Source organism: Frigoribacterium sp. PvP054 (assembly GCF_040547465.1).
Taxonomy (GTDB): domain Bacteria; phylum Actinomycetota; class Actinomycetes; order Actinomycetales; family Microbacteriaceae; genus Frigoribacterium.
In genome coordinates, this window is record NZ_JBEPPU010000003.1 from 98,146 (window position 1) to 111,433 (window position 13,288).

General features: G+C 73.8%; 12 protein-coding genes. 8 read left to right on the top strand and 4 right to left on the bottom strand.

From position 1 onward, the window contains the following. Window positions 1-66: 66 nt before the first annotated feature. Both ABID81_RS06050 and ABID81_RS06055 read right to left on the bottom strand, forming a co-directional pair. Window positions 67-1,122, bottom strand: a complete 1,056-nt coding sequence (locus ABID81_RS06050) for a sugar kinase (RefSeq protein ID WP_354593918.1) — start codon at window positions 1,120-1,122, stop codon at window positions 67-69. After that, complete coding sequence (locus tag ABID81_RS06055) at window positions 1,119-1,748, bottom strand: bifunctional 4-hydroxy-2-oxoglutarate aldolase/2-dehydro-3-deoxy-phosphogluconate aldolase (RefSeq protein WP_354593919.1); 630 nt, start codon at window positions 1,746-1,748, stop codon at window positions 1,119-1,121. The genes ABID81_RS06050 and ABID81_RS06055 overlap by 4 nt, the downstream gene beginning before the upstream one ends. A 211-nt stretch (window positions 1,749-1,959) precedes the next feature. On the opposite strand from ABID81_RS06055, the gene ABID81_RS06060 reads away from it, so the two are divergent. Both ABID81_RS06060 and ABID81_RS06065 read left to right on the top strand, forming a co-directional pair. Continuing rightward, the gene (locus ABID81_RS06060) at window positions 1,960-3,264 is read left to right on the top strand and encodes a PP2C family protein-serine/threonine phosphatase (RefSeq protein ID WP_354593920.1); all 1,305 of its coding nucleotides are present in this window, start codon (window positions 1,960-1,962) and stop codon (window positions 3,262-3,264) included. A 284-nt stretch (window positions 3,265-3,548) separates the two neighbouring features. Beyond that, window positions 3,549-4,304, top strand: a complete 756-nt coding sequence (locus ABID81_RS06065) for a dienelactone hydrolase family protein (protein WP_354593921.1) — start codon at window positions 3,549-3,551, stop codon at window positions 4,302-4,304. Window positions 4,305-4,549: 245 nt separating this feature from the next. Here ABID81_RS06065 and ABID81_RS06070 read toward each other — a convergent pair whose 3' ends face one another. Together ABID81_RS06070 and ABID81_RS06075 are read right to left on the bottom strand one after the other, a co-directional pair. Beyond that, window positions 4,550-5,185 (bottom strand): hypothetical protein, encoded by a 636-nt coding sequence (locus ABID81_RS06070; protein ID WP_354593922.1) that lies wholly within the window; start codon window positions 5,183-5,185, stop codon window positions 4,550-4,552. Window positions 5,186-5,436: 251 nt separating this feature from the next. Next, window positions 5,437-6,639 carry a LacI family DNA-binding transcriptional regulator gene (locus ABID81_RS06075; RefSeq protein WP_354594094.1) on the bottom strand — a complete coding sequence of 401 codons (1,203 nt, stop codon included), beginning with the start codon at window positions 6,637-6,639 and terminating at the stop codon, window positions 5,437-5,439. 307 nt (window positions 6,640-6,946) lie between these two features. On the opposite strand from ABID81_RS06075, the gene ABID81_RS06080 reads away from it, so the two are divergent. The 6 genes from ABID81_RS06080 (at window position 6,947) to ABID81_RS06105 (ending at window position 13,242) form a co-directional block, all read left to right on the top strand. Next, window positions 6,947-8,179, top strand: coding sequence for a sugar ABC transporter substrate-binding protein (locus ABID81_RS06080; protein WP_354593923.1), 1,233 nt, complete (start codon window positions 6,947-6,949; stop codon window positions 8,177-8,179). A 1-nt stretch (window position 8,180) separates the two neighbouring features. Beyond that, window positions 8,181-9,164, top strand: coding sequence for a carbohydrate ABC transporter permease (locus ABID81_RS06085; protein WP_354593924.1), 984 nt, complete (start codon window positions 8,181-8,183; stop codon window positions 9,162-9,164). Next, window positions 9,157-10,038 (top strand): carbohydrate ABC transporter permease, encoded by an 882-nt coding sequence (locus ABID81_RS06090; protein ID WP_354593925.1) that lies wholly within the window; start codon window positions 9,157-9,159, stop codon window positions 10,036-10,038. The genes ABID81_RS06085 and ABID81_RS06090 overlap by 8 nt, the downstream gene beginning before the upstream one ends. Before the next feature lie 17 nt (window positions 10,039-10,055). Next, window positions 10,056-10,835: a ThuA domain-containing protein gene (locus ABID81_RS06095; protein ID WP_354593926.1), complete on the top strand. Its 780-nt coding sequence runs from the start codon at window positions 10,056-10,058 to the stop codon at window positions 10,833-10,835. 101 nt (window positions 10,836-10,936) lie between these two features. After that, a complete protein-coding gene (locus ABID81_RS06100) occupies window positions 10,937-12,070 on the top strand; it encodes a Gfo/Idh/MocA family protein (protein ID WP_502915188.1) in 1,134 nt (377 codons plus the stop codon). Beyond that, entirely contained in the window at window positions 12,067-13,242 is a 1,176-nt protein-coding gene (locus tag ABID81_RS06105; RefSeq protein WP_354593927.1) for a Gfo/Idh/MocA family protein, read from the top strand. Before ABID81_RS06100 ends, ABID81_RS06105 begins: the two co-directional genes overlap by 4 nt. The last annotated feature ends 46 nt before the right edge of the window (window positions 13,243-13,288 follow it).

Consider the following 13,288-nt stretch of genomic DNA (forward strand, 5'->3'; position numbering starts at 1 on the left):
CGGCGTGACCGCTCCGTCACGACGCCGGCACCGGCTGCCGCTACTGCCGCTGCCGCCGCTGCCGCCTCACCGATCGACGGGGTCGCCTCCCGTGAGCGGGTCGGCCCCGACCCCGTCGAGGTCGACCGCCCCCTCCCAGTCGCCGGCGTGTCGGCAGGCCGCCGCACCCGAGAGGCTGGCGAGCCGCAGCCGCGCGGCCAGGTCCGTCCTCCGAGACCATCCGGCGAGGTAACCCCCGACGAAGGCGTCCCCCGCTCCGACGGTGTCGACGACCCGCACCTCGTGCGCCGCGACCGTGGCGCGGCGGCCGTCGTGCCGAGCGGCGGCGCCGGCCGACCCCGCGGTGACGACGACGTGCTCGTGGCCCGCGCCGGTCAGGGCGTCGGCGGCGAGCTCCGCCTGCTCGAGGCCGGGTGCCCGGGGGTCGACCTCGAACGACGTCCCGACCAGGAAGGGCACCTCGTCGACGCTCGCCACGACGAGGTCGGCGGCGGCCGCCAGGGCGCGGTGCGGTTCGTGGGCCGGCCGGTCACCCCACAGGCGGGGCCGGTGGTTGACGTCGAACGAGACGAGCGCGCCGGACTCGCGGGCGCGCCCGACGAGGTGCCGTACCGCGTCGGCGGCGGAGGTCGAGAGCGACCCGGTGATGCCGGTGACGTGGACGAGGGTGCCCGGGGCGAGGTCGAGGCCGAGGGCGTCGACGTCCGCCACGGTCAGGGCGCTGCCCGCGCTGCCGGCGCGGTGGTACGAGACGGCGGTCCGGCCGTCCGCACCGACGTCCTTGACCAGCAGGCCGGTGGGACGATCGGGGTCGACGACGGTCCGGACGCCCACGCCCTCGGCCCGCAGCTCGCGCGTCACGCGGCGGGCGAGCGAGTCGGCGGCGACCCGGCCGGCCCAGACGACGGGCACGCCGAGGTGGGCGAGCGTCATGGCGACGTTGGCCTCGGCTCCCCCCGTGCCGACGGTCACCCGGTCGGCCCGCCAGAGCTGTTCGTCCGGCGCCGAGCGGAAGACGGCGAGCCCCTCGCCGACCGTCACCACGCGGTCGACGACGCGCCCCGCACGGTCCCCCGGCCCCGGGCGACGGCCGGCCCCCGTGGGCTGCTCGGGCCCGGTCACGCGACCACCTGCTCGCGGAACGCCCGGGCCCGATCGACGACCAGCTCGAAGCGACCGTCGGCGATCGCGTCGCGTGGGGTGACCCAGCTGGTGCTCACCGAGTGCACGGCGTCCAGCCGGTACGAGGCCGCCTCGGCGAGGCCCACTCCCCCGCTCGGCACGAACCGCAGGTCGGGGAACGGCCCGGCGAGCGCCGCGATCGCCGCCGCACCGCCGAGCGGGGCCGCGGGGAAGAACTTCTGCACCGTGAACCCCGCGGCGCGCGCCCGCATGACCTCGGTGGCCGTGGCCACGCCCGGCACGTGGGGCATCCCGAGCGCCCGGCACCGGTCGGCGACGGACTCGTCGAACCCCGGGCTGACGACGAACCGCGCCCCGGCCTCGACGGACGCCTCGACCTGGTCGGCGGTCACCGCCGTACCGCAGCCGACGACGAAGTCGGGCACCCCGGCCATCGCCCGCATCGCGTCGACGGCGGCGGGGGTGCGGAGGGTCACCTCGGCACACGGCACGCCGCCCGCGACGAGCGCGTGCGCCAGCGGCACGGCCTGTGCCGCGTCGTCGATGACGACCACGGGCAGCACCCGGATCGTCGAGAGTCGGATGAGGACGTCGATGGCGCTCATGCCCCCAGCCAACCATCGCCCGGTCGTCCGGCGCGACCGCCCGGCGACGGAGCGGCCCGACGTCTCGTCCCCAGGAGGCGCGGTGCCGGTCGTCCGCACACCGCGCCTCCCGGGTCCTCGGCCTGCGAGGCCGCACCCTGTAGCGTCGTGCTGAAGAAGGAAGAGACGACACCTGTGGTCGAACGATCGACCCGAGAGCGAGGGGACCGGCATGGGGCGTGTCGCGGGCGGTGCCGACGCCGTCGGGCGGGCGCTCAACCGGGCCCTGCGGAGCGTCCCGGTCGAGAAGGTGCCGCTCTTCCGGCAGTCCTTCATCTCGCTGCTGGTCGTGCTGGCAGCCGTGCTGAGCGCCGTGCTGCCGTGGCTCGTCGTCACCGACGCCGTGACGATGTGGCTCGGGGTCGCCGTCGCGGTCGCCGCCCTGGCGTTCGCCGCCCTGATGGTCCGCCACGGCGAGCTGCGCCGCTGGGAGCTCGTCGTCCCCGCGGCCGACTTCGTCGCCGTGGGCTTGCTGCGCTACGGCACCGGCGACCAGCGCTCGGTCTTCCTGCCGATCGTGCTGCTCGCGGTCATCTGGGTCGCCTCCTGGCCGGGTCGACGCCACGTGCTGCTGCCCCTGGCGGGCACCTGCGTCACCCTGCTCCTGCCGTACCTGTTCAGCCCGGGCGGCCGGGGGCCGAGCGAGCTCGTCCGACTGGCCTTCGCCCTGGTCGTCTACGCGACGGTCGCCGCGTCGGTCAACGAACTCGCCCGCCAGGCGACGGCGCGACTCGAGCGCGCCCGGGCCCAACAGCACGCCGTCGAGCGCGAGCTCGCCCGGGCGGCCGTGGTGCAGCAGTCGTTGCTGCCCCCGGACGCCTCGACGCTGCCCGAGGCGTTTGCCGTGTTCGGTGCCTGCGTCCCCGCGCGCGAGGTCGGCGGCGACTTCTTCGACTGGTACCCGACCTCGACGGGCATCGCCGTGACCGTCGGCGACGTCATGGGCAAGGGCGTGGGCGCCGGCATGATCGCAGCCGCGGTGCGCTCGGTGATCCGCAGCAGCGTCGACGACGGTGACCCGTCCGAGGCCTTCCGCCGCGCCTCCGTGGGGTTGACGACGAGCGCGTACGACACCGAGACGCAGTTCACGACGTCGTTCCACGCGCGCATCGACGCCGACGGCGGCGTGCTGTGGGCCGACGCGGGGCACGGACTCGCGTTCGTCCGGCGGGCCTCGGGCGGCGTCGACCGGCTGAACTCGGCCGACCTGCCCATCGGAGTCGGCACCGACTGGCAGCGGCACCGCTCACAGCTCGACGAGGGCGACGTGTTCGTCTGCGTGAGCGACGGCGTCCTCGACCTCTTCCCCGTCGAGCTCGAGGCGCTGCACGACCTCGAACGGCTGCTGGCCGCGACGCCCGAGCCCGCCCGCATCGTCGAGGTCGTCGAGCGTCTCGCCCGCGAGCGCGACCGCAGCGACGACGTCACCGTGGTGGCGACGGCGCTCGCCCCCGCGTCCGTGCCGGCGCGCCCCTGAGCGCCGGCCACGCTCGCCACTGCCGGCTTCTCTTCACCACCTCGCCATCCCGCCACGAAGTGGACACAGCGCCATCCTTTCGCGTGGCGCGGTGTCCATAGCGTGGCGCGGTGTCGATCTCGTGGCGTCGTGCTGCGTCCGTGGCGGGCCGGGGAGTGCGCGGCCCGTCTGCCCGACGTGCGTCGCGCGGCGGGCGAGACCGGGGTGTTGACTTCGAGCCACCCCGGGGCCGCGCCGTCGCGTGCCCCGAGCCCCGTACCCGCTCCCCACCGGAGGTCGACGAGATGGCCGTTCCCCTCGAGGTGACGACGACCCACGTCGTCATCCCCACCGAGATCCCGACCGCGACCCGCGGGCTGACGGGGTTCCAGGCCGTGCCCGACGGGGCCGGACCGTGGCCCGCCGTCGTCATGGTGCACGAGGCGTTCGGGCTGACCGACGAGATGCGGACGCAGGTCGTCCGGCTGGCGTCGGCCGGGTACGTCGTGCTCATGCCCGACCTCTTCACGGCGGGTGGTGCCAGGAAGTGTCTCGTCGCGACGTTCCGGGCGCTGACGTCGGGGTCGGGTAGGGCGTTCGACGACATCGAGTCCGCCCGCCGCTTCGTCGCGGGCCGGGCCGACGTCACCGGCGGCACGGGCGTGATCGGGTTCTGCATGGGTGGCGGCTTCGCGCTGATGACGGCGTCCCGCGGGTTCGCGGCGTCGTCGGTGAACTACGGCCAGCTGCCGAAGGAACTCGACGCCGTCCTGGTCGACGCGTGCCCGATCGTCGCCAGCTTCGGCGGACGGGACAGGTCGCTCAAGGGCGCCGCGGCACGGCTGGAGGCCGGGCTCGAGCGGGCCCGCGTGCCGCACGACGTCAAGGAGTACCCGGAAGCCGGCCACTCGTTCCTCGACGAGACCCTGCCGGGCCCGGCCCCGCTCAGGCCGCTGCTCCGCGTGATGGGCGCCGGGCCGAGCCCGGTCGACGCGGCCGACGCGTGGGGGCGAATCGAGGCCTTCTTCGCCGAGCACCTGGCGCCGGCCGCGACGCGGTAGCCCGGATCTCGCTGACCCCGGGAGGCGCGGTGCGGGTCGGACGCGCCCCGCGCCTCCTGCGGTCCCGCCAGCCTGCCCGCCAGCCCGCCTGCCTGCCTGCCCGCCAGCTCGCCAGCCCGCCAGCCCGCCACGAAGTAAACATCCCGCCACCCTTTTGCGTGGCGGGATGTTTACTTCGTGGCGGGGTCGCGTCAGCGGTCGGGGTCGCGTCAGCGGGCGGGGTCGCGTCAGCGGTCGGGGTCGCGTCAGCGGGCGGCCACCGCCGGGTGCTGCGAGGCCAGGTCGGCTGCCGCCGCCGCCCGCCCCAGGACGTCGAACGACCGCACCGACATCGCGGGCAGCGACAAGGAGCCGATGAGCAACCCGGCGAACGACAGGGCGGGGACCTCCGAGACGACCGTCACGCCCACCAGGATCAGGGCCCCGACGATCGCCGCCCCGAACGAGGCGAGCAGCATGGTGAGCGAGCCGACCGCGTCGAAGCGCTGCTTCGCCGCCGAGGCCAGGAGGCGCGGTGCCAGCTGCGCGCTCAGCTCGGGCGCCCCGGGCTGCGTGTGGTCGACGACGAGCCGGTCGTCGCGCCACGGGACCGGGGGCAGGTGGCGACGGTCCCTCCGCCACCACACCGCGAAGATCACGACGAAGGCGGCCCCGACGACCACGCAGCCGAACCCGAGGTCGCCGACCACGCGCGTGGCTCCGTCCCAGCGGAAGTCGTCTCGTGCCCGGAAGAGCGCGTCGGCCCCGACCGCGCCGAGCCAGCCCGCCGTCAGCGCGACGAGCGCCACCACGACACGGCGCCCGGGTCCGACGAACTCGCCCACCTCGCGGCGGTACACGCGCCACCCCGCGCGCCGGTACCCGGCCTGCCTCGTCGCCATGTCCCCACCGTACGACGCCCCGTCCCCGCCAGCCCGCCAGCCCGCCAGCCCGCCACGAAGTGAACATCCCGCCACGCAAAAGGGTGGCGGGATGTTCACTTCGTGGCGGCGAAGCACCAGCCCCACGCACCGCACCACGGGATGGACACAGCGCCAGGTCTAGTCCTGGCGTCGTGCCCATCTCCTGGCGTCGTGCCCATCTCCTGGCGCGGTGGGCGTCCTGGCCGGGCACGGCCGGGCCACCGCACGCGTCAGCCGTCCCGCTGCCCGCGCGCGCCCACCCCGGGCGCCGGCCCGCTCGACCCCGCCACGTGCAGCACGCACGGCAGCAGCACCTGCGTCAGCTCGCCGTCGCCCGCACCCGCCGCACCCGCCGCGCCCGCCGCACCCCCGGCGCCCGCTGCCGCGCCCGCTGCACCCCCGGCGCCCGCCGCGCCCGCCGCACCCCCGGCGCCCGCCGCACCCGCCGCACCCGCCGCACCCCCGGCGCCCGCCGCACCGCCCGCGCCCCCCGCACCCGCCCCGGCATCCAGCCGGGCGACGAGCGACTCGACCGCGAGCCGCCCCATCTCGACCCCCGGGGCGTCGAGAGTCGTGAGGGTGGGTTCGGTCGCGGCTCCGTTCGCGGTCGACGAGGCCAGCGAGACGACCGACACGTCGTCCGGCACGCGGCGTCCGGTCGCGGCCAGTCCGCTGAGCAGGCCGCCGGTGGCGTCGTCCTTCATGATCAGCACGCCGGTGACGTCGGGCAGCTCCGCCACCAGGTCGTGTGCGGCCCGGCGTCCACCGGCGGCCGAGGGCCCGCACGTGACCAGCGTCGACCGCAGGCCCCGCCGTGCCGTCGAGCGTCGGAAGGCCTCCTCGGTGCGGGCCGCCGGGCCGTACCCGACGATCGGGCTCGACGAGAAGTCCTCGAGCACGAGGCCGACGCTCCGGTGTCCCAGGGACTCGAGGTGGTCGAGCGCCTGTTCCACCGCCTCCTCGAAGTCCATGTCGACGAAGGGCACGCGGTCGTTCTGCGAGGTGCGTCCCATCGCCACGAAGGGCAGGCCGAGCTCGAGCAGGGCCTCGACGCGGCTGTCGTGCAGCTGCACCTCCATCACGAGCACGCCGTCGACGAGGCGCCCCGAGACGAGGTCGCGGACGTCCTGGTCGGTCTCGCCGCTCGGCCAGAGCACGAGGTGGTAGCCCAGCTCGGAGGCCCGGGTGGCGGCGCTCATGAACATCCGCAGGGCGATGCCGCCGAGGCGCTCCTCGAGGGCGGGGAAGAGCAACGCGACGATGCGGGTGCGCTTGCTGGCGAGGGCCCGGGCGACGACGTTGTTCGTGTAGCCCAGCTCGGCCATCGCGTCGGTGACCCGCCGGTGGGTGGTGGGCGAGACGCTCCTCGAACCGTTGACGACGAACGACACCGTCGCGATCGACACCCCGGCCCGCGCGGCCACCTCTCGCATGGTCGCCACGGCGCCCTCCCTTCCCTGCCGCTCAGGCTAGTGCGGTGCGGCCACCGCGCCCGACCGCCCGGACCCGCCCCGGCGAGGCGGCACGGACACCGCGCCCGACCGCCCTGACGAGGAGGCGCGGCATGGGTCGCCCCGGCCGCCACCGTTCCCGACGACTCCGGTTAAGCGCTTTACAAGCTAAGCGGTTAACTGCTACTTTCTCGGCAACGGAGCCGCGACGCCGCACTCCGCCTCTCGGGCCCGGCCCGGGTGGCCGACGTCGTGGGCCGCCCACCAGTCGCCAAGAGAGAGCTGAGCAATGAAGCCTGCATCGATCCGCAGAAGGTCCCTGACCGCGACCGCCCTGGTCGCCGTCGTCCCCCTCGTCCTCGCCGGGTGCACCGGCGGCGGCGGGGGGTCGAACTCCGGCGGCGAGGTCACGAAGCTGACCGTCGTCGACTACTACGGCGAGAACGACGAGAAGGTCATCACGTCGTTCCTCGACGAGTGCGGCACCGAGAACGGCGTCGAGATCGAGCGCACGATGGTGCCCGGCGGCTCGCTGATCCAGCGCGTGCTGCAGCAGGCGTCGTCGCGCACCCTGCCCGACGTGCTCATGCTCGACAACCCCGACCTGGCCCAGATCGCCGAGACCGGCGCTCTCGCGCCCCTGTCCGACTTCGGCCTCGACGCCGACGGGTACGCCGAGGGCGTCGTCCAGTCGGGCACCTACGACGGCGAGCTGTACGGGCTGGCCCCGACCGTCAACACGATCGCGCTGTTCTACGACAAGAGCGTGCTGGCCGACGCGGGCATCGAGCCGCCCACGACGTGGGACGAGCTCGAGAGCGCCGCGAAGGCGCTCACCTCGGGTGACCGCTACGGCATGGCGGTCGACGCCAACGCCACCTACGAGGCGTCCTGGCAGTTCTTGCCGTTCATGTGGTCGAACGGCGGCGACGAGAAGGACATCGCGACGCCCGAGACCGCCGAGGCCCTGCAGCTCTGGACCGACCTGGTCGCCGACGGCTCGATGTCGAAGAGCGTCCTGAACTGGACCCAGGCCGACGTCAACGACCAGTTCATCGCCGGCAAGACCGCGATGATGGTGAACGGCCCGTGGCAGCTGCCCGCCCTCGACGCCGCCGGCGCCGACTACGGCGTCGTGACCATCCCCGTGAAGGACGCCTCCGACACGGCCGTCGCCCCGCTCGGCGGCGAGGTGTGGACCGTGCCGCAGACCGGCGACGCGGCTCGTCAGGCCGTCGCCGCGAAGGTCGTGGCCTGCATGAACTCCGACGAGAACCAGCTGGCGATGGCCGAGCAGCGCAACACCATCCCGTCGAAGACCTCGGTCGCCGACACGTACGCCGAGCAGCAGCCCGACCAGCAGGCCTTCGTGACGCTCGTCGCCAGCGCCCGCTCGCGCACGGCCGAGCTCGGGGCCGAGTGGCCGACCGCCGCGACGGCGATCTACACCGCGATCCAGGCGGCCCTCACCGGTCAGGCCTCGCCCGAGAAGGCACTCGACGACGCCCAGGCGAGCGAGTGACATGACCACCGCCACCCCGCTCGCCCCCCGGCGGGCCGCCGACGACGACGCCCCGGCGTCGCGTCGGCGGCCCGGCCGGGCCGGGCCCCGCTCCCCCCGGCGCCGCATCCTGACCTGGGAGCGCGTCTCACAGCTGCTCTTCGTGGTGCCGGCCGCCGTCTTCCTGGTGCTGTTCTTCGGCTACCCCGTGGTCAAGAACCTCGTCATGAGCTTCCAGGCGTACACGACGACGACGTTCTACACGGGCGAGGCCCCCTTCGTCGGGTTCGCGAACTACGCGAAGGTGCTCGGCTCCCAGCTGTTCGGCACCGCCCTGCTCAACACGGCGCTGTTCACGATCGGCTCGATCGTCGGCCAGTTCGTCATCGGCCTGCTGTTCGCCCTGTTCTTCCGCCGCGCCTTCCCCCTCAACGGCGTGCTGCGCTCGTTGCTGCTGCTGCCCTGGCTGCTGCCGCTGATCGTGTCGAGCGCGGTCTGGAAGTGGATCCTCGACCAGGACTCCGGCGTGCTCAACCAGTTCCTCGGGTCGTTCGGCGTCCCCGCGGTGCCCTGGCTGACCAGCCCGAGCGTCGCGCTGCTGACCGTCGTGCTCGTCAACGTCTGGATCGGCATCCCCTTCAACACGACGATCCTCTACGGCGGGCTGCAGGACATCCCGACCGAGCTCTACGAGGCCGCGTCGCTCGACGGCGCCACCGGCTTCAAGGGATTCCGCCACGTCACCTGGCCCCTGCTGCGGCCGGTCGTCAGCGTCGTGCTGGTGCTCGGCGTCGTCTACACGATCAAGGTGCTCGACATCATCCTCGGGTTGACCAACGGCGGGCCCGCGAACGCGACGCAGACCGTCGCGACGCAGTCGTACTCCCTGTCGTTCCAGCAGTTCGACTTCGGGTCGGGTGCCGCGCTCAGCAACGTGCTGATCGTCATCTCGGCCGTGTTCGCCGTCGTGTACCTGCGACTCAACCGGAAGGCCGTCGATGAGTGAGACCGCCCTGCGCGTGCCGAGCACCCGGGCCGTGGCCCGCGGCGCCCGGTCGCGTCGTCCCCGGGCCGAGGGCCCGAAGAAGTACCTGCTGACCGCAGTCGGCGTGCTGCTGCTCGCCGTCATGCTGTTCCCCGTCTACTGGATGGTGAACATCTCGCTGCAGCCCGCGGGCTCGGCGATCGAGGCCGACTGGTTCCCGTTCCAGGCGCAGTTCGGCGGGTACGCCCAGGCCCTCGCCGACCAGGGCCGCAACCTGGTCACGAGCCTCGTGATCGCACTCGGCAGCGTCGTGCTCAGCCTCGTGATCGCGACCCCCGCCTCCTACGCCCTGGCGCAGTTCAAGGTGAGGGGCGTCGGGGCGGTGCTGTTCGCCATCCTGATCTCGCAGATGATCCCGGGCATCGTCGTCGCGAACGCGCTGTACGCGGCGTACAACGACCTCGGCCTGCTGAACTCGATCCCCGGGCTGATCCTGGCCGACTCGACCGCCGGGGTGCCGTTCGCCATCTTGATCATGCGGGCGTTCATGCTGAACATCCCGACCTCGATCGTCGAGGCGGCGAAGGTCGACGGGGCGGGCAACTTCCGGGCCTTCCGCAGCATCGTGCTGCCGATCAGCCGCAACGCCATGATCACGGCCGGGCTCTTCACGTTCCTGTTCACCTGGAGCGACTTCCTGATGGCGCTGACCCTGACCACCACGACCGACATCCGGCCGATCACGCTGGGCATCTACCAGTACATCGGCACCTACACCGCCGACTGGTCGACCGTGATGGCCGCCGCGGTGCTCGCCTCGCTGCCGGCCATCGTGCTGCTGCTCGCAGCACAGAAGTTCATCGCCGCCGGTGCCACCGGCGGAGCGGTCAAATGACACACGAGAGGACCACCATGACCACCACACCGTTGCGCGTCACCGTCTGGGGCGAGAACGTCCACGAGAAGGTCGAGCGGCACGTCGCCGACCGGTACCCCGACGGCATGCACGGCGCGATCGCGGCCGGCATCGCCGAGAACCTGCCCGACGCCGTCGTCCGCACCGCCACCATGGACCAGCCGGAGCACGGCCTCACCGAGAGCGTGCTCGAGCAGACCGACGTGCTGACCTGGTGGGGCCACGCCGCCCACGCCGACGTCGACGACGAGGTCGTCGAGCGGGTGCACCGTCACGTGCTCGCCGGCATGGGCCTCGTCGTGCTGCACTCGGGCCACTGGTCGAAGATCTTCACCAAGCTGATGGGCACGACCTGCACCCTGCGCTGGCGCAGCGAGCACGACCAGGAGCTCGTCTGGACGGTCAACCCGCAGCACCCGATCACGCGCGGCGTGCCGAACCCGATCGTCATCCCCGAACAAGAGATGTACGGCGAGTACTTCGACGTGCCGACGCCCGACGAGCTGATCTTCATCTCGGGCTTCACCGGCGGCGAGGTGTTCCGCAGCGGCATGACCTACCGTCGCGGCTTCGGCAAGATCTTCTTCTTCTCGCCCGGCGACCAGGACTTCCCGGTGTACTTCCACCCCGACGTCCGCCGCGTGATCTCGAACGGCGCCGAGTGGGCCCGCCCCGAGCGCGAGCGCGCGACGCCCACCCTGCTGCGCTACGACCTCGGCGAGTACTTCGACGGCAAGGACTACTCGGGCCCGATCGACGAACCGGTCGAGGCGTGAGCGCCGACGTCGGCCCCGCGGGTGCCGCGACGCCCGGCGGCTTCCGCCGGCTCGAGAACGCAGGAGGCGCGGTGCGCGTGATCCAGGTCGGCGCCGGCGAGATGGGCCGCGCCTGGTTGCGCACCGTGGCCGGGTCGGCCGACGTCGAACTGGTCGGCATCGTCGACCTCGACCTCGACGCCGCCCGGGCCGGAGCCGTCGCGGCGGGCCTGCCCGACCTGCCCGTCGACCGCGACCTGGCCCGGCTGGCCGAGCGCACCTCCCCGGACGCCGTGCTCGACGTGACCGTGCCGGTCGCGCACCACCCCGTCACGATGCAGGCGCTGCGCCTCGGCCTGCCCGTGCTCGGTGAGAAGCCGGCCGCCCAGACGGTCGCCGAGGCCCTGTCGCTGACGGCGGCGGCCGAGGTGACGGGCGAGCTGTTCATGGTGTCGCAGTCGCGTCGGTACAACGACCAGCTCGTCGCGCTGCGGGCCCACGCCGGGCTGCTCGGCGACGTCGGCATGGTGTCGACCTCGTTCGCGCGGGCGCCGCACTTCGGCGGGTTCCGCGAGCAGATGGACGACGTGCTGCTGCTCGACATGGCGATCCACGCCTTCGACTCGGCGCGGTACCTGATCGGCCGCGATCCCGTCTCGGTCTGGTGCGACTCGTGGAACCCGTCGTGGTCGTGGTACCGCGGCGACGCGGCCGCGAGCGTCGTGGTCGAGTTCGAGGGCGGCGTCCGCTACCGCTACGACGGGTCGTGGTGCAGCCCCGGGGCCGAGACCTCGTGGAACGGCGCCTGGCGCGTCTCGGGTTCGGGCGGCACGGCCCTGTGGTCGGGCGACGACGAGCCCACGAGCGACCTCGACGGCACGCCCGGGGTCGCCGAGCCGCGGCCCACGGTCGGCGTCGAGATCGCCGGGTCGCTGGCGGCGTTCACGCGGGCGCTGCGGTCGGGCGAGCGGCCCGACGGCGAGGTGCACGGCAACGTGATGAGCCTGGTGATGGTCGAGGCGGCGATCGCCTCGACGCGCAGCGGCCAGCGCGTGCTCGTCGACGAGGTGCTCGAGGCGGCGCACCGCGAGGCCGTCGCGGCCGAGCGCGACCCCGAGGTGCGCGCACGCCTCGAGTCGTGGCGGTCCGTGCGGGGTGCCCTGCAGGGCTACCCGGCGGCGGACGGCGGCGACGTCGGCGAGCCGGCCCGCGCCTCCTCGGCGGTGCCGGGCGTCGACCTGCAGGAGGCGCGGTGACCGGAGGGGGCGAGCTGCGGTTCGCCCTCGTCGGACACGGTTTCATGGGTGCGGCGCACTCGCAGGCCCTGCGGGTCGCCCCGGCCTTCGTCGACCTGCCGCTCGCCCCGGTGATGGCGACCCTGGTCGGCCGCGACGTGGCCGCCACCCGGGCCGCCGCCTCCCGGTGGGGCTGGCGGTCGACCGCCGCCGACTGGCGCGACGTGCTCGACGACCCAGACGTCGACGTGGTCGACATCTGCTCGCCCGGTTCGACGCACGTCGAGATCGCGGTGGCGGCGCTCGAGGCCGGCAAGCACGTGCTCTGCGAGAAGCCGCTCGCCAACACGGTGGCCGAGGCCGAGCGCATGGCCGAGGCTGCGGCGAGCGCCGCCGAGCGCGGCGTCTTCGCGATGGTCGGCTTCTCGTACCGTCGGGTGCCGGCGGTGACGCTCGCGCGCGACGTCGTGCGGTCGGGGCGCATCGGCGAGGTGCGCCAGGTGAGGGCGCAGTACCTGCAGGACTGGTTGGTCGACGCCGACGACCCGATGACCTGGCGGCTCGACAAGTCGGTCGCGGGGTCGGGTGCGCTCGGCGACATCGGGGCGCACGCGGTCGACGCGGCGCAGTACGTGACCGGCCTCGGCGTGACCGAGGTCTCGGGCACGCTGCACACGTTCGTGACCGAGCGACCGCTGGTCGACGAGTCGGTGGCGACCTCGGGCCTCGGCGGCGTCGCGGGCTCGGAGCGCGGCGCGGTGACCGTCGACGACGCCGCCTGGTTCACGGCCCGGATGGACGGAGGCGCGGTCGCGTCGGTCGAGGCGTCCCGGTTCGCGACCGGCCGGAAGAACGCCTTCCGGCTCGAGGTCTCGGGCTCGCGCGGAGCCGTGGGGTTCGACCTCGAGCGTCCGAACGAACTCGAGCTGCTCGAGGTCGACGGCCCCGACTCGGGCTTCCGCCGCGTGCTGGTGACCGAGCCCGAGCACCCCTACGTCGGGGCGTGGTGGCCGGCGGGTCACGGCCTCGGCTGGGAGCACGCGTTCACCCACCAGCTGAGCGACCTCGTGGCGGCCCTGGCCGAGGGGCGGCAGCCGACGCCGTCGTTCGCCGAGGGACTGCAGGTGCAGCGGGTGCTGGACGCGGTCGAGCGGTCGTCCGGGGCCGGGTCGGTCTGGACGCCGGTCGGCTGAGCCGGGTGCGGGTGCGGCGGCGGCGGGTGCGGGTGCGGCGGCGGGT

What these genes read in the sequence shown, in the direction of transcription:
- ABID81_RS06055 (WP_354593919.1), bottom strand. Translation starts at nt 1,748, where the DNA reads ATGAGCGCCATCGACGTCCTCATCCGACTCTCGACGATCCGGGTGCTG.
- ABID81_RS06060 (WP_354593920.1), top strand. Translation starts at nt 1,960, where the DNA reads ATGGGGCGTGTCGCGGGCGGTGCCGACGCCGTCGGGCGGGCGCTCAAC.
- ABID81_RS06065 (WP_354593921.1), top strand. Translation starts at nt 3,549, where the DNA reads ATGGCCGTTCCCCTCGAGGTGACGACGACCCACGTCGTCATCCCCACC.
- ABID81_RS06070 (WP_354593922.1), bottom strand. Translation starts at nt 5,185, where the DNA reads ATGGCGACGAGGCAGGCCGGGTACCGGCGCGCGGGGTGGCGCGTGTAC.
- ABID81_RS06075 (WP_354594094.1), bottom strand. Translation starts at nt 6,639, where the DNA reads ATGCGAGAGGTGGCCGCGCGGGCCGGGGTGTCGATCGCGACGGTGTCG.
- ABID81_RS06080 (WP_354593923.1), top strand. Translation starts at nt 6,947, where the DNA reads ATGAAGCCTGCATCGATCCGCAGAAGGTCCCTGACCGCGACCGCCCTG.
- ABID81_RS06085 (WP_354593924.1), top strand. Translation starts at nt 8,181, where the DNA reads ATGACCACCGCCACCCCGCTCGCCCCCCGGCGGGCCGCCGACGACGAC.
- ABID81_RS06090 (WP_354593925.1), top strand. Translation starts at nt 9,157, where the DNA reads ATGAGTGAGACCGCCCTGCGCGTGCCGAGCACCCGGGCCGTGGCCCGC.
- ABID81_RS06095 (WP_354593926.1), top strand. Translation starts at nt 10,056, where the DNA reads ATGACCACCACACCGTTGCGCGTCACCGTCTGGGGCGAGAACGTCCAC.
- ABID81_RS06100 (WP_502915188.1), top strand. Translation starts at nt 10,937, where the DNA reads ATGGGCCGCGCCTGGTTGCGCACCGTGGCCGGGTCGGCCGACGTCGAA.